The organism is Streptomyces sp. NRRL F-5135, assembly GCF_000719775.1.
Lineage (GTDB): Bacteria > Actinomycetota > Actinomycetes > Streptomycetales > Streptomycetaceae > Streptomyces > Streptomyces hebeiensis.
Genome location: NZ_JOHR01000025.1, coordinates 14373 through 39148 on the forward strand (window position 1 = coordinate 14373; position 24776 = coordinate 39148).

Below are 24776 nucleotides of genomic sequence, written 5' to 3' on the forward strand. Positions count from 1 at the left end.
GGAGGCGGGCACAGGGTCGGGCCGGAGCGGGACCGGGAGCCGGAGCGGGACCGGGAGCGCGGTGGTGGTGTGGTGGTCATGCGGACACCTCCGCGGTCAGCCGCGCCAGTGCGTCGAAGCCGATGCCGTCGAAGCCCGCCACCGTCGTGGCCAGGCGGTTCTTCAGCGGAGCGGTCCAGCGGTCGTCGATCGCGTCGGGGGATCCCGCGAGCAGCCCGGCGACGGAGCCGGCCGTCGCGCCGTTGGAGTCCGTGTCCCAGCCTCCGGAGACGGCTCGGCAGATGGAGCCGGTGAAGTCGCCGTCCGCGTGGGTGAGGGCCGCGGCCAGCAGGGCCGCGTTCGGCAGGACGTGCACCCAGTGGTGGCCGGGCGCGTAGCGGGCGTGGAGGGTGTCCACGACGGTGGCGAAGCCGGCCCGGGTGCCGGTCGGCTCGGCCCGGGCCGCCTCGACACCGAAGCGGATCGCCTGTGCGTAACGGGAGCGGGGCGGGATGAACCGCAGGCCCGCTTCCAGGGCCTCATGGACGGAGGTGGCGGGCCCGGCCGCGTGTGCGAGGACGGCCGCCACGAACATCTCGCCGTACACGCCGTTCGCCGTGTGCGTCAGTGTGGCGTCACTGTGGGCGAGCCCGGCCGCCCGGGCCGGGCGGGCGGGGTGGGTCCAGCCGAAGACGTCGGCACGGATCTGCGCGCCGATCCACTCCCGGAACGGATTGCGGTGGGTGGCGGTGTGCGGGGGCTCCAGTCCGTCGAGGAGGTTTCGGTAGGCGACGCGCTCCGCGGTGAAGGTGCGGCCGGCGGGGAGCGCGTCGAGCCAGAGCCGGGCGACGTCCTCGGTGGTGAAGGAGTGGCCGTGGCGGCGGAGGAGGAGCAGGCCGAGGAGGGGGTAGTTGAGGTCGTCGTCCTCCGGCATGCCGTCGATGTTCTCGGCGAGGGAGGTGGACCGTGAGCGTCGGTTCCAGGGGTGGGCCGCCGCGACGGCCGGGTCCAGGCCGATCTCGGTGAACCAGGTGTCGAGCGGCCAGTTGGAGGTGGCCGCGGCAATGGCCCTGATGCCCTCCAGCGGGAGCTTCTCCACGGGCTTGCCGAGCAGGCAGCCGACGGCGCGGCCGAGCCAGGCGGCGTGCAGGCGGGAGGCGTCGGCCGGTGCGGGCGGGGCCGCGGGCTCGGACGCGTACCCCGGGCACAGGGAGGTAATGGCGGCCAGGTCCGTGGGTTCGTCCGTCGCCGACGGGGCCGGGATCGCCGCGAGCTCGTCCAACAACTCCTCCGCCAGGGACCGCAGCTGTGGGGCGGGGGGCTGCATCGACACACCGGCACGGTCCGGGGCCGGGTGGCCGCCCGCCCGACGCCAGCGGAGCTCCACCGCCGAGGCGTCCCGGCCGTCCTGTGCCGCCTGGCGCAGTTCGTGCCCGATCAGGTCCTCGGGCTGGACCCAGGTCAGGCGCAGCATCACTGTCCCGCGATCAGGGAGGAGGCGTGGTGGGCGCGGCCGCGTGCCACGTCGAGGGCGTGGATCTCGCGGGTGACACGGGCCTCGGGTGCCGCTCCCCTGCCGCGCGGGTCCCTCGCGGTGGATCCGACGGGGACGCCGGGGACGCGCTCCTCCAGGGACGGGACAGGGGTGGTGCTGGCGGTCATGCCGGGATCCCTTCCGGGGGAAGCGAGAAAGGTGGGAGCGACGCGGGTGGGGCGGCGGGAGGCGGCTCAGCGCTGGTACCGGTCGAGAATCCGGTTGCCGTCCGCCACGAGGCGTGTACGGAGTTCGTCCGTGCCGAGGGCGCCGTTGTAGTACTCCTGGTAGGCCGGGGTGGCGATCTTGTCCTTCCACTCCGCGAAGCCGAGCACACCGAGCACGGGCGACGGGCGGAGGCCTGCCGCGATGTCCACGCCCGTCCGCCATCCGTACCTGCGCGTGTTGACCGCCGGGTCCTTCAGCGCCTCGCGACTGGTGGGCAACAGCCAGTCACCGGTGGCGAGTTCGACCTGGTGGTCCGCCTGGTTGAGGTAGGCGATGAAGTCGACGGCGGCCTTCTTGTGCGCACTGTCCCGGGAGACGGAGAGGGTCTGTGGCGCGACACCCTGTGTGAGGCCCGTGCTGTCCCCCGGCATGGGCAGGACCGTCCAGCCGAAGCCTTCGGGGGCCTGCTGCCGCACCTGCTGCCGGTAGGAGAAGTTCAGCGGCAGCATGGCGTAGCGCCCGCCGAAGAAGCCGGGCAGTGTGTCCGAACCCGACATGCCCAGGCCGTTCCTGGGTGCCGTACGGTCCTCGTTGACCTGTCGTCGGACCAGCTCCGGGACCGAGGATTCGGCGGTGTCGTAGCGGATCCTGTTCTTGCCGTCCCCATCCTTGGTGAAGACCTTCCCGCCGGTGGACAGGGCCAGGTTGACGGACTGGGCGACCGGCTCCTTCATGGCCCAGGCCACTCCGTAGGTGTCGGTCCTGCCGTCGCCGTCGACGTCGCGGGTGAGCTTCTTGCTGATGTCCTCGAAGTCCTGCCAGGTCCAGGGGCGTTGTGCGGTGGGCAGGCGTACACCGGACCCTTTCAGCAGTTTCGTGTTGGCGATCAGGACGCGCGGCTCCTGGAGAAACGGGACTCCGTAGACGCCTTCGTCGTACGACGTTGTCTCCCAGGACTCCTGGGGGATGTCGTCGCGGAGTCTCTTCGGCAGATAGGGCGTCAGGTCGGCGAGATAGCCCCCGTGGGCGAAGTCGGTGAGGTCGGAAGCGTCGTCGTGGATGATGTCCGGTGCCTCACCGCCCAGGAAGGAAGTGAGGAGCTGGTCGTGGACGCTGTCCCAGCTCCCCTGGACGTAGCGGACCTGGACGCCGGGGTGGTCCTCGTTCCACTGCCGCACGAGTCTCTTGTTGGCTTCGACGGACTCCTTCTGCCAGGCGAGGCTGAGGAATTCGAGCCGGATCTCGCCGTCGGCCGTCGTGTCCGGGGCGGCGCCGCATCCGGCGAGGAGACTCAGGGCGAGCGTGGTGGCCGCGCCGGGGAGGAGCGTCCGCACGAGTGTGTTGGTCCGCCTCCTCCGCCTCGGGCTCCTCACGCCTTCACCGCCCCCGCGAGCATGCCGCCCACGAGCCGGCGCTGGAGCAGTGCGAAGAACACCAGCCCGGGGATGGTGGCCAGCACCGAGGCGGCGGCCAGGGGACCGAGGTCCGCGACGCCCTCGGCGCCCAAAAAGCGGGTCAGGATCACGGACATGGTCTGGTTCTCCGGGGATTTGAGCAGGACCAGGGCGAAGAAGAACTCGTTCCAGGCGGTGACGAAGGAGAACATCAGCGTGGCCACCAGGCCCGGTGCGAGCAGGGGCAGGACCACGCTGACGAGTGTGCGCACCCGGCCCGCGCCGTCGATGGCGGCGGCCTCCTCCAGGGACGGCGGCACCGCTTTGACGTACCCCTGGAGCATCCAGAGGGAGAACGGCAGGTTCCACACCACGTACACGGCGATCAGGCCGGCGATGCTGTCGATCAGACGCAGGTTCTTCAGGACGAGGAACAGCGGGATGATCACCAGGACGAACGGGAACGTCTGGCTGACCAGGATCCACACCGAGCTCGCCCTGCCGACCAGGGAGCGGTGCCGCGCCAGCGCATAGGCGGCGGGCACGGCGACGGTGACCGAGATCAGCGAGGCCGCGCACGCCACGACGAGGCTGTTGAGGGCCGAACGGAGCAGTGGCTGGGCGTCGAACGCGGCGCGGTAGTTGTCGAGACCGGGATGCCGGGGCAGCCAGGCCGGGTCCAGGGAGCCGAGTTCCCGCGCCGTTTTGAACGACGTCGACAGCAGCCACAGCAGCGGAAAGCCCAGGAAGATCAGGTAGCAGGCGAGAGCCAGGTACTGTCCGGCGCCGCCGGCGAGGCGGAGCGCGCGCACCTTGGCCGGCGTGCGCTTCATGGCCCGCGCGCCCTTCATGCCGGGCGCGCCGGGCGCGGGCGGCGTCGGCGCGGACAAGGACGGCGACCGGGATCGGGACGGGGACGGGACGCTCACGCCGCCTCCTCCTTCAGCTTCGCGCGCAGGAACAGGGTCAGCAGGACCGCGATCACCGCCACCATGACCAGTCCCATCGCGGCGGCGTAACCGAACTGGCCGTACTTGAAGGCCTCTTCATAGGCGAAGAGCATCGGCAGCCTGGTCTGCCCGCCTGGGCCGCCCCGGGTGAGGACGTACACGAGGCCGAAGGAATTGAAGTTCCAGATGAAGTTGAGGGCCGTGATGGCGACAGCCACGGGCTTGAGTGCCGGCCACGTGACCGCGGTGAAGCGGCGCCACACGCCCGCCCCGTCGAGTTGGGCCGCCTCGCGCAGTTCGGGTGGGGCGCTCTGCAGTCCGGCGAGGAGTACCACGGTCGTCTGGGGCATGCCCGCCCACACGCCGACCACGATGGCCGCGGGCAGGGCGTAGGAGAGACCGGCGAGCCAGTCGATCTTCTCGTGGTTCTCGTGGAGGAGGCCGAGCTGGGTGAGCGTCTTGTTCAGGACTCCGGCGTCGGAGTGGTAGACGAGACGCCACATGACGCCGACCACCACTTCGGGCATGGCCCACGGCACCAGCGCCAGGGTCCGGGCCAGCCAGCGCAGCCGGAGGTTCTGATCGAGCAGCAGCGCGAGGCCGAGGGCCAGCGCGAACTGTCCGGCCGTCACGCACACCGACCAGGTCAGGCCGATGCCGAAGGAATCCCAGAAAAGGGAGTCGAAGCGCAGGTCGAGGAAATTGGTCAGGCCGATGAACCGGGTGTCGGAGGTCCGGACGGCCTGCGCGTCGGTGAACGCGAGCGCGGCACCGTACAGGAGCGGACCCACGCTGAGGACCAGGACCGGGATCAGCGCGGGAAGGAGCAGGAACCAGGCGCTCCGGTCCAGACCGAGCGCCCGCCTGCGCTGGGCCGGTGTCCGGGGCGGTGGGGTTCCGCGGCTGTCCGGGACAGCACCGGCCCGGGACGGGGTGACACTCATGGCGACCTCGTGTTCTCAGCTGTTGGCCGTCACAGGCGGAGCGGACACGCGGACGACGAGGGGACGCGGGCAGTGGCGCTCTCCGTGATCGGCACGGTCGTCGGCCGGCCACCGCTGGACATCCGTGTCATGTGTACAGCCCCTCTGCCTCGCGATGGGCATACTCGCCCCACTACGAGCGTTTTATGCACACATTTACACTCACTGTAAACGTGTAGCGATGGTCCTCCCGCGATCCCCGGGCGTCAACAGGGGGTGCTTCGTCAGGTGTGGTTCGTCGAGCGTGTTTCGTCTCATCAGTCGTCGATGCCGGACCGCTCGGCGCCCGCGACGATATGGCGCTGGAGCACCACGAAGACGACCAGCAGCGGCAGGATCGAGACGGCCGCGGCGATGAACAGCTCGTGAAGGTTGACGGTTTGGGCCGTGGTGAAGGTGGCCAAGGCGACCTGGACGGTCCACGCGTCGCGGTCCTGACCGATCACCAGCGGCCAGAGGAACGAGTTCCAGGAGCCGATGAAGACGATCGCGCCGACAGCGGCGAAGACGGGCCGTGTGTTGGGCACCACGATCCGCCAGTACGTGCGCCAGTGGCCGAGCCCGTCCACCTTGGCCGCGTCCTCCAACTCACGGGGAAAGCCGAGGAAGTACTGGCGGAAGAGGAAGACGGCGAACGCGTTGAACAGGGTGGGGACGATCAGTCCGCGCAAGGTGGAGATCCAGCCGAGCGACGAGACCAGGACGAAGCTCGGGACGAAGGTGACGGCCGACGGGATCATCAGCGTGACCAGGAACGCGTAGAAGACGCGGTTGGCGTACGGATACTCGATGCGGGCCAGTCCGTACCCGGCGAGTGAGGCGAGCAGCAGGGTGCCGACGGTGGTGAGAACGGCGATCACGGCCGAGTTCCGCAGGGCGCGCACCATGGGAACGCTGCTGTCGTCGAACAGTTCCCGGAGGTTGCTCCATTTCAGGCTGTGCGGGAAGAACGTCCAGTCGGTCCCGGTGATGTCCGCCTCGGTGGCCAGACCGTTACGGACCAGGAGGTAGAACGGGACCAGGAAGAGTGCGGCGAGCACGATCAGCAGGACCGACCGCAGTGCGCGCCCGACCCGCTCCGGGGCGCGGACCGGGGAACGGACCGGGGGCCGGACCGAAGGCCGGGCCGCGGCGCGGATCCGGGCGGGGGTCGATGCGCGGGGCGGGGCGTACGCCGTCGGATCGTCGGTCGGATACCGTCGCACGGGTCGTCAGTCCTCCTGGCGTCCGAGACCGAACCAGCGCGCCTGTACCACCGTCACCACGGCGATGATCAGTGCGAGGATCACCGCCCCCGCACTGCCCACGCCCAGGTTCTGCCCCTGTCCCAGCGCCACGTAGTACAGGTAGACCAACGGCGGCCTGGCGTACGGCGGGTAACCACGTGCCGTCGAGAGCAGGTTGTAGAACTCGTCGAAGGCCTGGAACGCGTTGATCACCAGCAGCAGGACGACGGCGACGGAGGTCGCGCGCAGTTGGGGGAAGGTGATGTGCCGGAAGACCTGCCAGCCGGGGTGGGCGCCGTCGACCGCCGCCGCCTCGTAGAGGGTGGCCGGGATGCGCTGGAGCCCGGCCAGCAGGATCACCATGTAGAAGCCGGCCTGGAGCCACAGCCGCACGGTCACGATGACCAGCCAGTACCAGGGCGGACTGGTGGTCGACAGCCAGGCGACGTCGGAGCCGCCGAACCACCCCAGTACCGTGTTCGCCAGCCCGTAGCGCACCCCGTTGAAGATCGACAGCTTCCAGATCATCGCGGCGACGACGTAGGAACAGGCGGTCGGCAGGAAGAAGACCGACCGGAAGAACGCCTGGGCGAACCGCAGCCGGCTCACCATCAGGGCGAGGGCGAGCGAGAGCGCGTAGGTCGCCGGGACGATCAAGAGCGAGAAGCCGGCGAAGGTGGTGAGGCCCGCGGTGAAGGACGGATCGCCGAGTATCTCGGCGTAGTTGTCCAGCCCCACGAAGTCGGTCGGAGTCACCGTGTTGTGCGCGTCGAAGAAGCTGAGCCACACACTCCACACCAGCGGGACATAGGTGAAGAGGGCGAGTCCGGCGGCGAAGGGACCGACGAAGACCCAGAACCACAGATAGCGGTTCTCAGGCCCGAGCAGCCGCCGCATGAGCGGCGTACGGGCGGCTTCCGGCGTCCGCGTACGGGCGGCTTCCGGCGTCCGCATGATTACGACCGCACGCGCTTCAGCTCGGCCTTCGTCGTCGCGACGACCGACTTGACCTGGGCTTCCGGGTCGGCGCCCGCGGTGATGATCCGGCTCAGCGCGTCCTGGTAGGCGGTCCGGCTCCGATCGGTCCACAGCAGGGGCTGGGCCGCTCCGTACTCGGTCGTCAGACGTACGGCCCCGGCCGCCGCTCCCTCGGTGAGCGGGGTGGCCTTGTTCGCCAGCGAGATCCGGGCGGGGATGTGGAAGCCGTAGGAGAGCGCGAAGTCCGACTGGTAGTCGGTGCGTTCCACCCACAACCACTTCACGTACGCCTTCGCGGCCTCGGTGTGGCCGCTGCGCGCGCTGACCGCCGCCCCATAGGCGCCGACCGGGACCGCGGGCCTGCCGTGCGCTCCGTCCGCGGGGAAGGGCAGCACCCCGAAGTCGTCACCCAGCGCCTTCTCGATCAGCGGGAGGGCCCACAATCCCGTCCACTGCATGGCCGTCAAACCCTGGGTGAACGCCGACGGGTCGGACCAGTCGGTGGGGGCTCCGAGCAGCAGGGACCTGTCGGTGTGGAGGGCGCGCAGCTTGCCGAGGGTCCTGGCGGCCCGCGGGTCGTCGAAGCCGATCTCCCCCTCGGCGGTGACCAGGTCAAGGCCCGCCGCGCGCAGCGGGGTGCCGGCCAGGACGCCGGCACCGCCGTCGTTGCCGAGGAAGAGCCCCTTGACGTCCCGTGTCGTCAACGCCCTTGCCGCGTCGACCAGTTCGTCGAGACTCGCCGGTGGTCGCAGGCCCGCGTCGGCCAGCAGGCTCTTGCGGTAGTAGAGCAGCTGCGCGTCGATGACCTGCGGGATCCCGTAGATCCTGCCCTCGTACGTCTTGGGCGCGAGGACCGCGGGGTGGAAGTCGTCGCGCACGTCCTTGAGGAGGTCGGTGAGATCGGCGACCTGGCCGCCCCGGATCTGGTCCAGGGTCGGGCCCCCCTCGAACACGTCCGGCCCGTTCCTGGTCAGCAGTGCCGCGGCGGTCTGCTGGTCGTAGTTGCCGGGCCGCCACTGGACCGTGACCCTCGCCTTCCGGTACGCCGACGCGTAGCGTCGCACCGCCTGTTCGGCGCCGGCCTCGCCGTACTGGTGGTACCAGTGGTCAAGGGCGGGGCCGCCACCGCCCGCCGCGCCGTCGCGCCCCGTGTCGGAGCCGCAGGCGGCGGTCAGCGCGAGGGCGCCGGTGGCGGCCAGCAGGCGCCGACGGCTCATGCGGGTGCTCGAGGTCCTTGAGTGGGCCATGGTCCATCAGTGTGACACCGGTACATGTAAAGCACGTTGCTCGTACATGAAACGTCCCACGCGAGAGTGAGCGGACCTCGAACACCCGCTGGCGGCCGGCACACACTGTCAGTTGGTGTACACCTCGGCCCGGTCCACGCTCACGAATGACGCGAAGGACTGGGCGTTGTGCTCACCGGTCACACGGATCCGCAGTGTGTGCTTGCCGAACGGGAGCCGGGGACTGAGGTACTGCAGGGTCTCGCCGACGCGGATCGCCCCGTGGAAGTCGACACGCTGTTCCGCTCCTCCGTCCACGCTGAGGGCCGCGATGCCGTTGCCGGTGTCCCGTACGGACAGCAGGGCGATCCGGGTCCCCGTGAAGGTGAAGGTGGCGGTGTCGCCGGCCTTGTCGCTCCAGTGGTCGTCGCTCCAGAAGCACTGGCTGCCGCAGCCCGTTCCGGAGTTCCAGGTGCCGGTGTACGCGACGGATCCCTCGCCACTGGAGCGGCCGTCGTCGTTGATCCAGTAGGTGCCGGCCCCCGGGTCCCCGGAGGGCAGGTCCTGGGTCGCGCCCAGGGCGAGCGGGCGGCCGAGGCGCGGGCTGCCGTCGGCGTTCCAGGTGATCTTCTGGGCGCGGGTGGTGCGGTTGGTGTAGGTGTTCACCGAGGTTGTCTTCGCGTGGTGGACGATCCAGTCCTCGGTGCCGTCGGGCGAGCGGAAGAAGGCGTGGTGGCCGGGGCCGAAGACCCCGCGGTCGTCGGCGCGGGAGAACACCGGGCCCGCGTGCTGGGTCCAGTTGCGCGGAACGAGCGGATCGGCCCCGTCCGGCAGGGACAGCATCCAGACCTGGTAGTCGGGCTTGCCGGTGTCACAGGTGGAGTACGTCATCCAGGTGCGGCCGTTGCGGTTCAGGAACTCCGGTCCCTCGCGGACCTCGGGGCAGCCGCCGTCCGCGTCGATGGCGACGGCATCGCCCGAAACGGTGTAGGGGTTGGACATCGGCGCGATGTTGAGGCCGTTGTGCTGGTACGGGTTGATGCCGCTGTAGGCGAGGTAGAGACGCCCGTTGTGCTGGAACACCCCCGGGTCGATGGCGAAGTCGGAGGCGTGGTTGGGCGGGGTGAGCTTCGCCTTGAAGTGGTAGGGCCCGGCCGGATCGTCGCGTTCGGACTCCAGCACGTACAGCCGGTGATGGTCGTCGACCCCGTCGTCGGCCGTGTAGTAGAGGTACCAGCGGTCGCCGAAGCGGTAGAACTCCGCCGCCCAGATGTTGCGGTTGCGACTGGGGTCGGTGTCCATCCACACGGTCACGGGCTCGGCCGCGAGCAGGGTGCCCAGCGAGGGCGAGCGCCACATACGGATGCTGCCACCCTGCGTGGTGGTCAGGTAGTACGCCCCCCGCCAGTGCGTCATAAACGGATCGGGGCCCGGGTTGAGCGGGTTTCGGAAGGTGGTCCCCGCGGCGGCCGGCGCCGGGCCCGGGGCGGCCGGTACCGGTCGTGCGGCGGTGGACTCGGGTTCCACGGCGGCGGACTGCGGTACGAAGACAAGGCCGAGCAGGAGGGACAGGAGGACGGCGACGAGTGCCGCGCGACGGGTCGCGCGCGGGCCTGCACGCATGAGCAGCTCCTTTGCGTTACATCGATGTAAGCGCCGGATGGGAAGCTAGCGCCCCGCCCGGGCCCGGGAAAGGGGCGCGGCGGCGTCGATCGGCGCGGGGAGCAGAGGCGGACAGCGACGTTCCTCTTGAACAACAGGTTTTGTCAGAAGCGTTGACTAATCTCCCGGAGCGCTCCTACCTTCATCGCGTCGCGCATCGTACGTCATATACGAGAGGCCGTTGTGTCCATATTGGTAGCGCCTTGTTCCGCATGCCCGTTTGAGGGTCAGCTCGTGGGCCGGATCACCGACGGACCATCCACCGCTCATTGACCCACGATGCGAGACGCGGCCCGTTCACCGCCAAGTTCCCGGGCCGCGACAGAGAGTTCCGACACTCCCTCACGGGGGAGCCTACCCTTCGGGAGCAGTGGTGCCGCCCCTTTCCAACGTGCCCTCGTCCAAAGCCGGGAGATCACCCGCCCGGCAGCGCAGCAGCATGCGGTGGACGATCGTCGGCTTCTCGGCCCTCGGTCTGACGATCGCCTATCTCGACCGGGCCGCGCTGAGCGTGGCGATGCCGTACATGTCCAAGGAGTTCCACATCAGCTCCGCCGTGCAGGGCGTGATGCTGTCGGCGTTCTTCTGGACGTACGCGTTGTTCCAGATTCCCTCCGGGTGGCTGCTGGACCGTTTCGGTCCGAGGGTCATCTATCCCGTCGCGGTCGGCTGGTGGTCGATCTGGACGGCGCTGACCGCCCTCGCGCAGGGCGTCGGCTCGGTCATGGTGTTCCGGCTCGGCCTGGGCATCGGCGAGGCGCCGGTGCAGCCGGCGAACATCAAGGTCGTCTCGCGGTGGTTCCCGCGCAAGGAGCGGGCCTTCGCGTCCAGTCTGTTCGACATGGGCCAGCAGATCGGAACGGCGCTGTCGATCCCGGTGGTGACGGCGCTCGCTCTGTTCGGCGGCTGGCGGCTGGCGTTCATCGTGATCGGTGTCACCGGACTGCTGTGGATCGTGGGCTGGGTGACCGTCTACCGCGAGCCCGGGGAACATCCGCGCGTCTCCGCGGCCGAACTGGCCCACATCCGCTCCGATCAGGGGCCGGCGGCCGGCGAGGAACCGGTCGGCGCGAACACACCGTGGCGGGAGCTGCTGGGCGACTCCCAGGTATGGGCGCTGATGACCGGTTATGTGTTCCGCTCGCTGGCCGGCGCGTTCTTCCTCACCTGGTACCCCAGCTATCTGCTCGACGACCGCGGGTTCTCCGAGGCGGACTTCGGCATGGTGGGCTGGATCCCCTCGCTCATCGCGATCGGCTCCACCGTGCTCGGCGGCGTCGTCTCCGACCGGATGCTGGCGTCCGGGCTCTCGACCAACCTGGCCCGGAAGGTTCCCATCGTCACCGGGCTGGGCCTGAGCGCCTGCATCGGCTTCGCCCCCTTCGTGGAGAGCAATGCGGCGCTGATGGTCATACTCACCGTCAGCAGTGCCGCGCACTCGTTCGCCGGCGCGGCGATCCTGAGTCTGCCGGCCGAAGTGGCGCGCTCGTCGGAGAGCGTCGGGGCGGTGGCCGGCTTCCAGAACTTCGGCTCCCAGGTGGGCAACCTCCTCAGTCCGATCGTCATCGGACTGTTCCTGGCCTCCAGCGACGGGTCGTACGTGGGGCCGCTGGTCGGCGCCGCCGGGTGCTGTCTGGCGAGTGCGGCGATCTATCTCTTCTGGGTGCGCGTCAAGCCCCTCACACCGCACCACGACCTCCCGGCGGAACCCGCCGAGCACGGTGAAAGGACCACCTCGTGACCACCTCGTTGAACGCCGCCCGCCTGATCGAGCGGCTCAGCACCGTCGTCGGGATCCCCGTCGTCCCGTACGACGAGAACGGCGCGGTCGACCACGACCTGACCGCCGCACTGACCGCGCGGCTGATCCGCAACGGAGTGACCGCGCTGACGCCCAACGGCAACACCGGTGAGTTCTACGCCCTCTCCCCCGACGAACGCCGCCAGGTCCTGACGAGCGTCGTCTCCACGCGCGAGAGCGCCACCACGATCGTCGCCGGGGTGGGGCTCGATCTCACGACGGCCGTCGCGGACGCACGCTTCGCCCGCGACTCCGGGGCGGACGCGATCATGGTGCACCAGCCGGTCGTGCCCTATCTAACGGCGGACGGCTGGGTCGAGTACAACGCGAGCGTCGCGGCGGCCGTACCCGATGTCGGTGTGCTGCCCTATCTCACCCACCGCGCGGTCACCGGTGGGCACATCACACGCCTGGTGGAGCGGGCGCCGAACGTCGTCGGGCTGAAGTACTCCGTTCCCGACCCCGTCGTGTTCGCCGCCACCAGGGCGGAGGCCCCGGACGGGCTGCTGTGGATCGCGGGCCTGGCGGAGTCGTACGCCCCGGCCTACTGGCAGGCGGGGGCCCGGGCCTTCACCTCGGGCCTGGTCAACGTCGCCCCGGCCGTGTCCCTGGAACTGCTCGCGGCCCTGCGGCGCGGTGACCACGACGCCGCGGGACGCGTCTGGCGGCGTATCCGCCACTTCGAGGAACTGCGGGCACGCGACGGATCGGCCAACAACGTGTCGGTGGTGAAGGAGGCCATGCACCAGCTCGGCCTCTGCCGGCGGGACGTCCGGCCGCCCAGCCACCCGCTGCCCGACGCGCTCGCGCGCGAGGTCACCGAGTCGATGGCACCGTGGCGCTCCACGGTTCCCGAGGCGGCCGGGGAGCGTGCGGCATGAGGATCGCGTCGCTCCAGACCTTCCGCCAGCGGGTGGGCGACCGGCCCAGGGTGCTGGTCAGGATAAGCACCGAGGACGGCCTCGACGGGTGGTCCGAGGTGTACAACCACGGCCCCGACCTGGCCTACCCACCCCTGCTCGACTACCTGTTCGAGCAGATCAAGGGCATGGACGCACGGAACCCGGGCCGGGTCAACCAGTTCCTGCTCCAGTCCAGCCGCTTCCCCCAGGGGGCGCTGGGCCTGGCCGCGATCGCCGCCATCGACCACGCCCTGTGGGACATCGCCGCCAAGTCCCTCGGCGTACCGGTCTACCAGCTGCTCGGCGGCGCGGTACGCGACCGGGTCCGGGTCTACGCCGGCCTGTACTCCGCGCCGGACGTCGGCGAACTGCGGGACACCACAGCGGCGTTGCACGACCGGTTCGGCTTCACAGCGTTCAAGCTGAGCCCCTACCGCAAGGAATTGCACCGGACCCGGTTCGGGCTCGTGGTCCGGGAACTCGGCGAGTACTTCGGAGAGGTCCGTGCCGGCCACCCCGAGGAATGGGACTTCGCGTTCGACGCGCACGCCTGCCTGTGGGAACCACGGCAGGCCGTCGACCTCGGCGCCGCGCTCGCTCCCCACCAGCCGCTGTTCCTCGAGGAACCCCTGCGCCCCGAGCACATCCCCGCCTGGAGCAGGATCCGGTCCGAGATCGCCGTGCCGCTGGCGACGGGGGAGTCCCTGTACTCCCCGCACGAGTTCCTGGCGCTGCTCGCCGCGGGCGGGGCCGACATCGTGCAGCCCGACATCTGCGTGGTCGGGGGCCTCACCCAGATGACGAAGATCGCCACCATCGCCGACGCGCACTACGTCCCGGTCGCGCCGCACAACCCGCTCGGGCCGCTGGCGACGGCGGCGAACGTGCACTTCGCGGCCGCGACCACCAACTTCGCCGTCCTCGAGTACAAACCGGACGACGTCTCGTGGTGCCCGGACCCCTACCTCCCGGTCGACGGGCACCTCCTCCTGCGACCGGACCGCCCGGGATGGGGCATCGAGATCGACGAGGCCGCGCTCACGACCGACGACTGGGTCACCTGGAAACGGAAGGTCCCGGTGCGCCCCGACGGCTCGACGGCGTGGATGTGACCTGCCAGCCGGCCCGCCCCTCCCGGAGGGGCGGGCCGTCCGCGTCAGGCCGGGCACGGCGACGTCCGGTACGGTGACCCCCTCCGCGTCCGTACCGCCGGATCCCCGCTCGAACGCCGCCGGATTCCCGCTCGAATGCCGCCCGGTCCAGCCTCCGCGCCGACGGCGTTCCGCGGTAGGTCACTTGGCCGCCGGGTATAACCCGGGCATGATTTATCACATCGTTCCGCGCTCCGAGTGGCAGGCCCGCCCCGACCACCCGTACGCGCCCGCGTCCCTCACGGATGACGGCTTCGTCCACTGCTCCCCCGACGAGGAGACCTCGCTGGCCATCGTCAACGCCTTCTACCGGACGGCGCCGAAGCCGTTGCTCGCCCTGGTCATCGACGAGGACCGGCTGGGCGTCCGGGTGGCATGGGAGAAGGCGGCGCCCGTCCCGCCCCCCGGTGTCGCCGAGAGCGTCGTCTTCCCTCATGTGTACGGTCCCGTCGACCGCGACGCCGTGACCCGGATCCTGGAAATCGCGTGGGACGAGCAGGGCCGGGCCACCGGGTTGGCCGACGTGAGCTGAACGGCCGCGGCCCGCCCCGGTGCACCTGTGCTTGGATGGCGCGATGAGCGACGAGGGCACCCGAAACATCGGCATCCTGCTGTTCCCCGACGTCGAGGAGCTGGACGCCGTCGGCCCGTGGGAAGTGCTGTCGTACTGGACGCGGAACTTCCCCGAGGACGGGTGGCGGGTGTTCTGCGTCTCGGCCGACGGAAATCCCGTGACCTGCGCCAAGGGACTCACCGTCGCCGCCCACCACTCCATGGCAGAGCTGCCCGCGCTCGACGTCCTGGTGCACCCCGGTGGCCGCGGCACCCGGCCACAGCTCGACGACGCCGGGCACCTGGCATGGGTCCGCGGCCAACGCGGGTCGGTGCCCCTCATGACGAGCGTGTGCACCGGGTCTCTCGTATACGCGGCTGCCGGGCTGCTGGCCGGCCGCCCCGCCACGACCCACTGGGCGTCGCTGGACCGACTCGCGGAGATCGATCCGACCATCGAGGTCCGGCGCGAGGACCGGTTCGTCGACGACGGAGACATCATCACCTCCGCGGGCATCTCGGCCGGTATCGACATGGCCCTCCACCTGGTCGCCCGCCTCGCGTCGCGTGAGCGCGCGCGCCAGGTCCGACGCGGAATCCAGTACGACCCGGAGCCTCCCGTCTGATCCCCGGACGGCCCGGCGGGGAACCATCCCTCCCAACTCACCCTGAAATCAAGGGGTTTGTTCGGGGTCACACCGCGCGGCCACCTCGACGGGAAACCTTGACAGGTCACATCGGCCTCCCTACCTTCCGCCGAGTGAAACGATTCATTGCCGAGTCGTAACGGAGTCGCATCGTGATCAGCAGAAGACAGCTGCTCGGTACGTCCGCCACCGCCCTGGGAACCGCGCTGACGGCCGGGCCGCTGCCTGCCGCCCGGGCCGCCGGACCGGGCCCCGGCGGCCTCGCTCCCCCGCGCGTCACCGAGCCGACCGTCGAGTACGTCCGGCATCCACTGGGCCTCGACACCGCCCGCCCCCGGCTGAGTTGGCCCCTCGCGGCCGGCCGGGCCGACGGGACCGGCCAGAGCCAGAGCGCGTACCGGATCCGCGTCGCCACCGCTCCGGAGAGGCTGCCCCGGCCCGATGTCTGGGACAGCGGGAAGGTCTCCTCCTCGGAGTCGGTCCTCGTCCCGTACGCGGGCCCGGCACTCGCACCGCGTACGCGCTACCACTGGTCGGTGCGCGTCTGGGACGCCGAGGGCAACCCCTCCGACTGGAGCGCGCCGTCCTGGTGGGAGACCGGACTCACCGCCGCCGACTGGTCCGCGCGCTGGATCGCCGCGCCCACCGCGCTCGTCGGCGCGCCCGCCCTGGAAGGCGCCTCGTGGATCTGGTTCCCGGAGGGCGACCCCGCGAGCAGCGCACCGGCCGCGACCCGCTGGTTCCGCCGCGTTCTCGACGTGTCCGGCATACCGGCGGGCCTCACCCGGGCCCGCCTGGTCATGACGGCGGACGACGGCTGCACGGTGCATGTGAACGGCGTCCAGGTGGCGCACACGGAGGCCGACAGCCGCGCGGAGAACTGGCGCCGCCCCGTGGTCGTGGAGGTGACCGACCTGCTGCGCCGGGGCACGGGGGTCATCGCGGTGTCGGCCACCAACGCCACCACGGGGCCGGCCGGGCTGCTCGGCCTGCTGGAGCTGACCACCGCGGACGGAACGCGCACCCTCGCCACCGATGCCGCGTGGCGGACCACCGACCGGGAACCCGCGGGCGACTGGCGGTCCGCCGACTACGAGGACTCCTCCTGGTCGCCGGCCCAGGTGCTCGCCGCGTGGGGCGCGGGGCCCTGGGGCACGGTGCGGGTTCCGTACTCCCCCGTGGCACAGCTGCGCCACGAGTTCCGGCTGAAGCGCGGGACCGTCGCGCGGGCGCGGCTGTACTCCACCGCTCTCGGCCTGTACGAGGCGTACCTCAACGGAGCGCGGGTGAGCGAGGACCGGCTCGCGCCCGGCTGGACCGACTACCGCGAGCGCGTCCAGTACCAGACGTACGACGTCACCCGCCTGCTCGTACCGGGGAGGAACGCGCTCGGCGTCACCCTCGCGACCGGCTGGTACGCCGGTTCCGTCGGGTGGTACGGCCCCCACCAGTACGGCACCCGGCCCGCCCTGCTGGCACAGCTGGAGGTCACCTACACCGACGGGACGACCGAACGGGTGCTGTCGGACACCGACTGGCGCACCGCCACGGGGCCGGTCACCGGCGCCGATCTCATGGCGGGCGAGGACTACGACGCCCGGCTGGAGACCGACGGATGGACCCGCGCCGGCTTCGACGCGGCCGGCTGGGCCGGGGCCGAGGCGGTCGACGGCGTCACCGCCTCGCTCGTGGCGGAGGTCGGCGGACCCTCCCGGGTGGAACGCGAACTCCCCGCCCTCCGGATGACGGAGCCCAGGCCCGGTGTCTTCGTCTTCGACCTCGGGCAGAACATGGTCGGCACGGTCCGGCTGACCGTCTCGGGCGCCGCCGGCACCACCGTACGGCTGCGTCACGCCGAGGTGCTGGGCCCCGACGGCATGCTCTACACCGACAACCTGCGCACCGCCCGCGCCACCGACCGTTACACACTCAAGGGTGCCGGCACCGAGATCCACGAGCCACGCTTCACGTTTCACGGCTTCCGCTACGTCGAGGTGACGGGCTACCCGGGCCGGCCGCCGCTCGGCGCGGTCGTGGGACGGGTCATCCACACCGCGGCACCGTTCACGATGGACTTCCGTACGAACGTCCCGATGCTCAATCGGCTTCACCACAACATCACATGGGGCCAGCGCGGCAACTTCGTGTCCGTACCCACCGACACGCCCGCGCGCGACGAGCGGCTCGGCTGGACCGGCGACATCAATGTGTTCGCCCCCACCGCCGCGTACACCATGGAGTCGGCGCGCTTCCTCACCAAGTGGCTGGGGGACGTGCGCGACAGCCAGACCGCCGACGGCGCGTTCACCGACGTGGCGCCGCACGTCGGCGATCTGGGCCACGGCGTGGCGGGCTGGGGGGACGCCGGGGTCACCGTGCCCTGGGCGCTGTACCAGGCGTACGGGGACACCCGGGTGCTGGAGCAGTCCTGGCCGTCCATGGTGCGGTGGCTCGACTACCTGGAGCGGCACAGCAGCGGCTACGTACGCCCCGCCGAGGGGTACGGCGACTGGCTCAACGTCGCGGACGAGACCCCCAAGGACGTCATCGGCACCGCCTACTTCGCGCACAGCGCCGATCTGGTCGCGCGGACGGCCGAGGCGCTGGGGAAGGACCCCGCCCCGTACACCGCCCTGTTCCGCGCGGTCCGGGACGCCTTCCGCGCGGCGTACGTCTCCGCCGGCGCGAGGATCAAGGGCGACACCCAGACCGGCTACGTACTGGCCCTCTCCATGGATCTGCTGGCGGAAGCCGACCGCGGGCCCGCCGCCGACCGTCTCGTCCAGCTCATCAGGGCCAAGGACTGGCACCTGTCGACGGGCTTCCTGGGCACACCGAGGCTGCTCCCCGTGCTCACCGCCACCGGCCACACCGACGTCGCGTACCGGCTGCTGCTCCAGCGGACCTTCCCGAGCTGGGGCTACCAGATCGACCGCGGGGCCACGACGATGTGGGAACGCTGGGACTCCATCACGCCGGACGGCGGCTTCCAGGACGCCGGCATGAATTCCTTCAACCACTACGCGTACGGCTCGGTGGGCGAGTGGATGTACGCCGCCATCGCGGGGATCGCGCCCGGCGCCCCCGGCTTCAAGAAGGTCGTCGTCCGGCCCCGCCCGGGCGGGGGGGTGACGCGGGCCGAGGGCCGTTTCGACTCGCTCTACGGGCCGGTCACCACCCGCTGGAAGACGGACTCCGCGGGCTTCCGGCTCACGGTCTCGCTCCCCGCCAACACCACCGGGGAGGTGTGGATACCCGCCGGGGCCGCTGCGGACGGCACGGACATCGCGCACGGGACCGCCCGGTTCCTGCGGCGGGAGGACGGCTGCGCGGTGTTCGCCACCGGCTCGGGTACGTACCGCTTCGTCGGCTGACCGAGGCGGAACGGCACCGGGCCGGTCGCGGTCGGGAGGGGCGCCTCCGCTCGGAGGCGCTCATCCCGTGCCTTCCCGCTTGTCGTCGTCCCGTCCCTCCCGCTTGTCGTCGTCGACGATCTCCGCGTCCACGACGTCCTCCTCGCCCTCGCCGCCGGAGGCTCCCGTCTCGCCGGTGGCGCCCGCGGGCGCGCCCTGGCCCTGTGCCTGGGCGTACAGGGCGGTGCCGACCTTCTGGGCCGCGGCGGCGAGTTTGTCGGTGGCGCGCCGCAGAGCGGTGGTGTCGCCGGCCTCGGGGGACTCGGTCCTGAGCGCCTCCTTCAGCTCGCCCAGGGCGGTCTCGACCTCGCCCTTCACCTCACCGGGAATCTTGTCTCCGTTGTCGGCCAGCAATGTGTCCGTCTGGTAGACGAGCTGTTCGGCCCGGTTGCGCGTCTCGGCGGCCTCGCGGCGCCTGTGGTCCTCCTCCGCGTACTGCTCGGCCTCGCGCATCATGCGGTCGATGTCGTCCTTGGGCAGCGCCGAGCCGCCGGTGACGGTCATCCGCTGCTCCCTGCCGGTGCCGAGGTCCTTGGCGCCCACGTGCATGATGCCGTTGGCGTCGATGTCGAAGGTGACCTCGATCTGCGGCACCCCGCGCGGGGCCGGCGGCAGACCGGTCAGCTCGAACATCCCGAGCTTCTTGTTGTACGCGGCGATCTCGCGCTCGCCCTGCCTTGCCGGTCAGCTCCTTGACCAGGTCGGTCACCGCGGGCATCCGCGTCGACCCGCCGACCATGATCACGTGGTTGATGTCGGAGAGCTTGGCTCCGGCGTCCTCGATCGCGTTGTGGAACGGGGCCTTGCAGCGTTCGAGGAGGTCGGCCGTCAACTGCTGGAACTGGGCCCGCGTGAGCTTCTGCTCCAGGTGCAGCGGCCCTTGCTCGGAGGCCGTGACGTAGGGCAGGTTGATCGCCGTCTCGGTTGCCGAGGACAGCTCGATCTTGGCGCGCTCGGCCGCCTCGCGCAGGCGCTGCGTGGCCATCTTGTCCTGGGTGAGGTCGATACCGTAGGCGTTCTTGAACTGCTTGGCCAGGTACTCGACGATCCGCTGGTCCCAGTCGTCGCCGCCCAGGTGCGTGTCACCGTTGGTGGCCTTGACCTCGACCACGCCCTCGCCGATCTCCAGCAGGGACACGTCGAACGTGCCGCCGCCCAGGTCGAAGACCAGGACCGTCTGATCGTTCTCCTTGTCCAGTCCGTAGGCCAGGGCCGCGGACGTCGGCTCGTTGATGATCCGCAGCACGTTCAGACCCGCGATCTCGCCGGCCTCCTTGGTCGCGGTGCGCTGGCTGTCGTTGAAGTACGCGGGCACGGTGATCACGGCGTCCGTGACGTCCTCGCCCAGGTACGCCTCGGCGTCCCGCTTCAGCTTCTGCAGCACCCGTGCCGAGATCTCCTGCGCGGTGAACCGTTTGCCGTCCACACCACCGGACTCCGGGAAGCGCCACTGCGCGTCGCCCATGTGCCGCTTCACCGACCGTGCCGTGAGTTCGACGTTGGTCACTGCCTGGCGCTTGGCGATCTCGCCGACCAGCACTTCCCCGTTCTTGGCGAAGGCCACTACCGACGGTGTGGTCCGTGCGCCCTCGGTGTTGGCGATGACCGTGGGCTCGCCGCCCTCCAGCACGCAGACCACCGAGTTCGTCGTACCGAGGTCGATACCCACTGCACGTGCCATCGCGCTCTCCTCCCATGGCGGTACCGCGCTTCCGCGATACACGGGACGCCGGCCGGCGCACGGACGGCAGGTGTGCGCGGGACACCGACGTACACCGCCGTGCGGGCGACGGGCCGTCGCCGGCCGGGCGTCCGCGGTGCTCCGCGCGTCAGAGTGGAGCGGAGGAGCCCCGGGCCACCACGGCTCCGCGTGGCACGGCCCCTCGCCGTTCGCGCGCTCGCCGTTCGTGCGCTCATCAGCCCTATACCCGATTGGCCCGGCCTTGATGACACCGTCCACCGATTCCGTCCGGGCGCACGCGGTGTTTTTCCGGGAACTGCCTGTTCGGAGCTCGTGTGAGAAGGCCGGTGCGATGCCGTGCCCGCGTCCCGGCCACGGTCACGACGCCCGGCCGCGCGGTGCTCGGTGCCGGCCGACCACGTCCGTCCGGCGCGCGTCATCGGGCCGGACCTGGTGTGCTGGTTTCAGGGGCCGTCCTGCCCGTTCCCGTTCGCGTTCTCGTTTCCGGGAGATTCAGATGACTGCGTGCCGCGTCGCACAGGTCGCCACCGCCGGTGGCTCGTTCGAGATCGTCCAGCGCGAGGTGCCGCGGCCCGGGCCGGGCCATGTCCGCGTCGCCGTGGACGCCTGCGGCATATGCCACAGCGATGCCCTCTTCGTGGCCGCCGCGCTGCCGGGTGTGCGGTTTCCGCTGGTGCCCGGGCATGAGATCGCCGGGCGCGTGGAGGCGATCGGTGAGGGCACGCCCGACATCTGGCACGTGGGCGACAGGGTGGCGGTGGGCTGGTTCGGCGGCAGCTGCGGCCACTGCACACCGTGCCGACGGGGCGACTTCGTCGTCTGCGAGAACCTGAAGGTCCCCGGCTGGGCGTACGACGGGGGCTATGCCGAGGCGGTGATCGTCCCGGCGGACGCCCTGGCCCGGATCCCCGACGAGCTGGCGGCCGTCGACGCGGCGCCCCTGGCCTGCGCGGGAGTCACCACGTACAACGGGCTGCGGCGCAGCTCCGCCCGGCCGGGCGACGTGGTCGCCGTGCTCGGCATCGGTGGCCTCGGTCACCTGGGCGTGAGGTTCGCGGTCGCGATGGGCTTCGAGACCGTGGCCATCGCCCGCGGGTCCGCCAAGGCCGACCTGGCCAAACGGCTCGGCGCCCACCACTACGTCGACAGCACGGGCGGTACCCCCGTCGCGGACGCGCTCCAGGCCCTCGGCGGGGCCAGAGCCGTCCTCGCCACCGCCGCCAATTCCGACGCGATCACGGCCACGGTGGACGGGCTGTCCCCGCGCGGTGAGCTGGTGGTCATCGGCGCGGACGCCGCCCCACTGGGCATCAGCCCGAACCAGTTGCTCATGAACGGCCGAGTCGTCCGGGGGCACCCGTCCGGGACGGCACAGGACATCCAGGACACCATGGCTTTCAGCGCGCTGCACCGGATCCGTCCGATGATCGAGACCGTTCCGCTGGAAAATGTCGCCGAGGCGTACGAGAAGATGCTCTCCGGCGCCGCCCGCTTCCGGATGGTCCTCGCCCCGCGCTGACGCACCACCGTTCCCCTCCCGCCGGAGCCGGCGGGAGGGGAGGCGCCGCGCCGACGTCCCGGGAAGAGAAACGGCCTCTTCCGGACACCCGCGCTTGCGTCGCCTTTCCCGTGGTCATCCTTTTCGTGCGGGGGCAGAAAGGAGACCGCCGAGATGACCATGCGATGGGAGGCGTTTCTGGAGAAGATCCAGGAGCGCGGTGAGTACGGCAGCCCGCAGGAGGCGGAGCGCGCGGCCCGTGTCGTGCTCGCCCTGCTCGGTGCGCATCTGGTCGGCGAGGTACGTGCCGAACTGGCCGCGCGCCTGCCGGAAACCCTCTCCCTGATACTGCTCAACCCTTTGCCCGCGGCCGAGCCGCTCACGCCCGAGCGGTTCGTACGGGCCACGGCGGCCTGGATCGAGGGGGCCACCGAGCAGACCGCGCCCTGGGACGTCGGCGCGGTGCTCAGCGTGGCGGCCGACGCGGCGGGTGAGGACCTGCTGAGCCGGATCCTGCTCCAGCTGCCCGCCGGGTACGACCTCCTCTTCGGCCACGCCGGGAGCGGCTGAGCCATCCTCCGCGGCCCACGGACCGGCTCGGGCCCGGCCGGCGGACCGAGCAGCCCGGAAGGCGCTAACGGAGCGTCTTCTGCCACACCTGGGCCGGAGCTCCGTCGCATGTCGCCTGCCGGACCTCGCGCCTGCTGCCGGAGGGCATGCCCGCGTCCTGCAGGCACTTGCCGCTGTGCACGTTCTGGATCTGGTAGGCCCCCGTGGCGACCGGGGTCGCCGTCCACCGCTGGCTCGCCGCACCGGAGCAGGTGTGCATCCGCACGCCCGCGCCATCGGCGGTCGACGCGTCCTGCACGTCCACGCATTTCTTGCCGACGCGGGCGACGAGGGTGAAGGTGCCGCCCGCCGCCGCGAGCTGGGTGAACTCCTGATGGTCCTTGCTGTTGCAGGTGAACTGCTGGACGACGGCCCCCTCGTTCTGGGAGGCACCACGGATGTCCAGACACTTCCCCGTGGCCAGATTGTGGTACGTGTGATATTCGATGGCGGCCGCGGAGGAGGGAAGCGCGTCGGCGGCGCCGACCGCGCCGAACAGGCTCATGGCCGCCGCGAAGGCGAGAACGGTCGCGCGAGAAGGCATGTACGCAACTCCTTGATGCAGGGCGCCCGCTGCCGCAACCGGCCCCGCGGGGCCGGTTGCGGCGTGCACGGCGAAGTGCGCGAGCACGGCGTGCCACCGGGAAGCGGTGGATGCCCGTATGACATCGCGTCCGCGCCCGAAGCTCCACCGATCCTGCCCGGGATACGCCTCATAGGTGATTTCGCGGCCTCGCGGTTGCCGTCAGCCGCTTCTTCCGTTCGCGAGCAGGACCCTAATAGTCCTTCGGTATCGCGGAGTTGAGGGCGGCGCGCCGTTCCGCGAGGTTGTCCGCGCTCAGATCGGCGGCCAGGTCCGGGGCGTAGTGGGCGGCGATCTCACGGAATCCGTCCAGCGTGCGCTCATCCATGATCGACGCTCCGGGAGTGGCGACGGGGAGCGTCAGATAGCTGCGGACCCGGCCGAGATCGTGCGCGTGCCGGCTCATGTCGACGGCGTAGTGGTTCACCAGCCGCCGGGTCGCCGGGTCCGGGTGGGAGATCTCGTTGGCGAGCGTCTCGAAGCCGAGGTTCAGGAAGTGGTCCGGCTCGTCCAGCAGCAGGTTGTGGGCGGCCGATCCCTTCCAGCCCGCCCGGTTCCAGTTGGCGTTGCCGGGGATCTCGTTCTTCGCGGGGAAGCCCCGGTACTCGGAGGAGGGAAAGGTCTCCAGCAGCAGGCCGCACAGGGCGCGCGTCTCCGCGAGCGTTCCGGCGGTCTCCTCCGGGACTCCGAACACGTAGAGGATCTCCGGAACCAGACCGTTCTCCTCCATGTGCTCGAACGCGGTGATCAGGTCCGAGCGCAGGGTGTCGGCGTGTTTGCGCATCGCGCGCAGCACCTCGACGGATGCCGCGCCGTCGGCGCCGAAGCCGAAGCGGTTGAAGCCCGCGCGGAGTACCAGGTCGCGCACCTCGTCCGAGCGCATCGCCGCGTTGTAGGAGTCGGCACGGGTGAGCGCGTGCAGGGTGATGTCGATGTCCGGGTACCGCTCGCGGGTCTCGACGACGGATTCCAGTCGCGCGGTGAGCAGCCCGAGGTCCCCGCCCGGCAGGGCCTGCTGGAAGAAGTCCAGCGAGGTGCAGTACAGGTTCAGCGTGGGGAACTCGAACCGCGTCGCGAGGCGGCAGGCGGCGTCGAGATGCGCCCGGACGTTGAAGAACGTCTCGCGCTTGCGGGTCTGCGCCCCGCAGAAACTGCACCCGAACATGCAGCCCTGGCTGAACGGCAGGGTCATCTCGTGCGCCAGGTAGGTGCGCAGGTCGGACTCGGTGAGCTTGGCCAGCTGCCCGCCCAGATCGATGTCCATGCCCCCGGGCAGCGCGGACAGCCAGTGCCGGTCCGCCTTGTGGGCGCCGGGGAAGATCCGCGCGAACTCCTCCCGGGAGAGCCGTTCCACCCCCTGCCCGCCGACGTACACCCGGTCGGCCGGCAGCCGGCGGTCGGCGGTGAGGTAGCGGTGGACGTGCGCGGCCGGTGCGATGTTCTGGGCCCCCATGGCGGCGATGCCGAAGGAGTCGTACCCCTCCAGGCCGTCGGCCTCGCGCAGATCGTGCAACTGGCAGTCGAAGAGGTCCGGTTCGGCCAGCCCGTGGCGCTCCATCAGTTCGGCCGCGTACAGCGGGGCGACGGGCAGGAACGGCAGCCGGTCCGGGGTGAAGGGCACGTCCCGGGCGAGGTAGTTGTCGTGCACGTACGGCGGGTGGATCATCAGGGTGCGGCCGGTCGGCACCCGGCTGTCGCCGTCGCGGGCCGCGGTGGTCAGGAGGATGCTCGTGCGCGAAGGGGCCATGTCCGCCTTCCAGGGGTAGGCCGGTGCTTCGGTACGGTGCGCAGCACCACGCCGTCGCGATCGCCCGGGGT

19 protein-coding genes and 1 pseudogene are annotated in these 24776 nt (G+C 70.7%); 8 read left to right on the forward strand and 12 right to left on the reverse strand.

The window, feature by feature from the left end:
* Positions 1–76: 76 nt before the first annotated feature.
* The 9 genes from IG02_RS0131755 to IG02_RS0131795 all read right to left on the reverse strand — a co-directional run bounded on the left by IG02_RS0131755 (position 77) and on the right by IG02_RS0131795 (position 10061).
* A complete protein-coding gene (locus IG02_RS0131755; protein ID WP_030755759.1) occupies positions 77–1453 on the reverse strand; it encodes an ADP-ribosylglycohydrolase family protein in 1377 nt (458 codons plus the stop codon).
* Positions 1453–1641, reverse strand: coding sequence for a hypothetical protein (locus tag IG02_RS0131760; RefSeq protein WP_030755762.1), 189 nt, complete (start codon positions 1639–1641; stop codon positions 1453–1455). Before IG02_RS0131760 ends, IG02_RS0131755 begins: the two co-directional genes overlap by 1 nt.
* A 66-nt stretch (positions 1642–1707) precedes the next feature.
* Positions 1708–3015, reverse strand: coding sequence for an ABC transporter substrate-binding protein (locus IG02_RS0131765; RefSeq protein ID WP_030755767.1), 1308 nt, complete (start codon positions 3013–3015; stop codon positions 1708–1710).
* 35 nt (positions 3016–3050) lie between these two features.
* On the reverse strand, positions 3051–3908 hold the full coding sequence (locus IG02_RS0131770) for a carbohydrate ABC transporter permease (protein ID WP_030755771.1): 858 nt from the start codon (positions 3906–3908) through the stop codon (positions 3051–3053).
* 92 nt (positions 3909–4000) lie between these two features.
* A complete protein-coding gene (locus IG02_RS0131775; protein ID WP_030755774.1) occupies positions 4001–4969 on the reverse strand; it encodes a carbohydrate ABC transporter permease in 969 nt (322 codons plus the stop codon).
* Between the two features lie 296 nt (positions 4970–5265).
* Positions 5266–6069, reverse strand: coding sequence for a carbohydrate ABC transporter permease (locus IG02_RS0131780; RefSeq protein WP_030755776.1), 804 nt, complete (start codon positions 6067–6069; stop codon positions 5266–5268).
* 150 nt (positions 6070–6219) lie between these two features.
* Positions 6220–7131: a carbohydrate ABC transporter permease gene (locus IG02_RS0131785; RefSeq protein WP_030755778.1), complete on the reverse strand. Its 912-nt coding sequence runs from the start codon at positions 7129–7131 to the stop codon at positions 6220–6222.
* 59 nt (positions 7132–7190) lie between these two features.
* The gene (locus IG02_RS0131790; protein ID WP_051765985.1) at positions 7191–8429 is read right to left on the reverse strand and encodes an ABC transporter substrate-binding protein; all 1239 of its coding nucleotides are present in this window, start codon (positions 8427–8429) and stop codon (positions 7191–7193) included.
* 138 nt (positions 8430–8567) lie between these two features.
* Positions 8568–10061: a glycoside hydrolase family 43 protein gene (locus IG02_RS0131795; protein WP_030755783.1), complete on the reverse strand. Its 1494-nt coding sequence runs from the start codon at positions 10059–10061 to the stop codon at positions 8568–8570.
* Between the two features lie 478 nt (positions 10062–10539).
* Between IG02_RS0131795 and IG02_RS0131800 the strand changes: the two genes are divergently transcribed.
* The 6 genes from IG02_RS0131800 to IG02_RS0131825 all read left to right on the forward strand — a co-directional run bounded on the left by IG02_RS0131800 (position 10540) and on the right by IG02_RS0131825 (position 18527).
* A complete protein-coding gene (locus IG02_RS0131800) occupies positions 10540–11841 on the forward strand; it encodes an MFS transporter (protein ID WP_037804885.1) in 1302 nt (433 codons plus the stop codon).
* Complete coding sequence (locus IG02_RS0131805; protein ID WP_234314987.1) at positions 11838–12782, forward strand: dihydrodipicolinate synthase family protein; 945 nt, start codon at positions 11838–11840, stop codon at positions 12780–12782. Before IG02_RS0131800 ends, IG02_RS0131805 begins: the two co-directional genes overlap by 4 nt.
* Positions 12779–13915, forward strand: a complete 1137-nt coding sequence (locus tag IG02_RS0131810; RefSeq protein WP_030755791.1) for a mandelate racemase/muconate lactonizing enzyme family protein — start codon at positions 12779–12781, stop codon at positions 13913–13915. The genes IG02_RS0131805 and IG02_RS0131810 overlap by 4 nt, the downstream gene beginning before the upstream one ends.
* A gap of 208 nt (positions 13916–14123) precedes the next feature.
* Positions 14124–14486, forward strand: coding sequence for a DUF952 domain-containing protein (locus tag IG02_RS0131815; protein ID WP_030755794.1), 363 nt, complete (start codon positions 14124–14126; stop codon positions 14484–14486).
* 43 nt (positions 14487–14529) lie between these two features.
* Positions 14530–15132, forward strand: a complete 603-nt coding sequence (locus IG02_RS0131820; protein ID WP_030755798.1) for a DJ-1/PfpI family protein — start codon at positions 14530–14532, stop codon at positions 15130–15132.
* A 173-nt stretch (positions 15133–15305) separates the two neighbouring features.
* Positions 15306–18527, forward strand: coding sequence for an alpha-L-rhamnosidase (locus tag IG02_RS0131825; RefSeq protein ID WP_030755801.1), 3222 nt, complete (start codon positions 15306–15308; stop codon positions 18525–18527).
* Positions 18528–18587: 60 nt separating this feature from the next.
* On the opposite strand, the pseudogene IG02_RS37150 reads toward IG02_RS0131825, so the two are convergent.
* Positions 18588–20247, reverse strand: a pseudogene (locus IG02_RS37150) (Hsp70 family protein).
* A gap of 517 nt (positions 20248–20764) precedes the next feature.
* Between IG02_RS37150 and IG02_RS0131835 the strand changes: the two are divergent.
* Both IG02_RS0131835 and IG02_RS0131840 read left to right on the forward strand, forming a co-directional pair.
* Positions 20765–21787, forward strand: a complete 1023-nt coding sequence (locus tag IG02_RS0131835) for an alcohol dehydrogenase (RefSeq protein WP_030755803.1) — start codon at positions 20765–20767, stop codon at positions 21785–21787.
* A gap of 153 nt (positions 21788–21940) precedes the next feature.
* Positions 21941–22336 carry a DUF2267 domain-containing protein gene (locus IG02_RS0131840; protein ID WP_030755805.1) on the forward strand — a complete coding sequence of 132 codons (396 nt, stop codon included), beginning with the start codon at positions 21941–21943 and terminating at the stop codon, positions 22334–22336.
* A 64-nt stretch (positions 22337–22400) separates the two neighbouring features.
* Here the strand turns inward: IG02_RS0131840 and IG02_RS0131845 are convergent, their stop codons facing one another.
* Complete coding sequence (locus IG02_RS0131845; protein WP_051765987.1) at positions 22401–22919, reverse strand: RICIN domain-containing protein; 519 nt, start codon at positions 22917–22919, stop codon at positions 22401–22403.
* 232 nt (positions 22920–23151) lie between these two features.
* Positions 23152–24705, reverse strand: a complete 1554-nt coding sequence (locus IG02_RS0131850; protein ID WP_030755811.1) for a hypothetical protein — start codon at positions 24703–24705, stop codon at positions 23152–23154.
* Between the last annotated feature and the right edge of the window lie 71 nt (positions 24706–24776).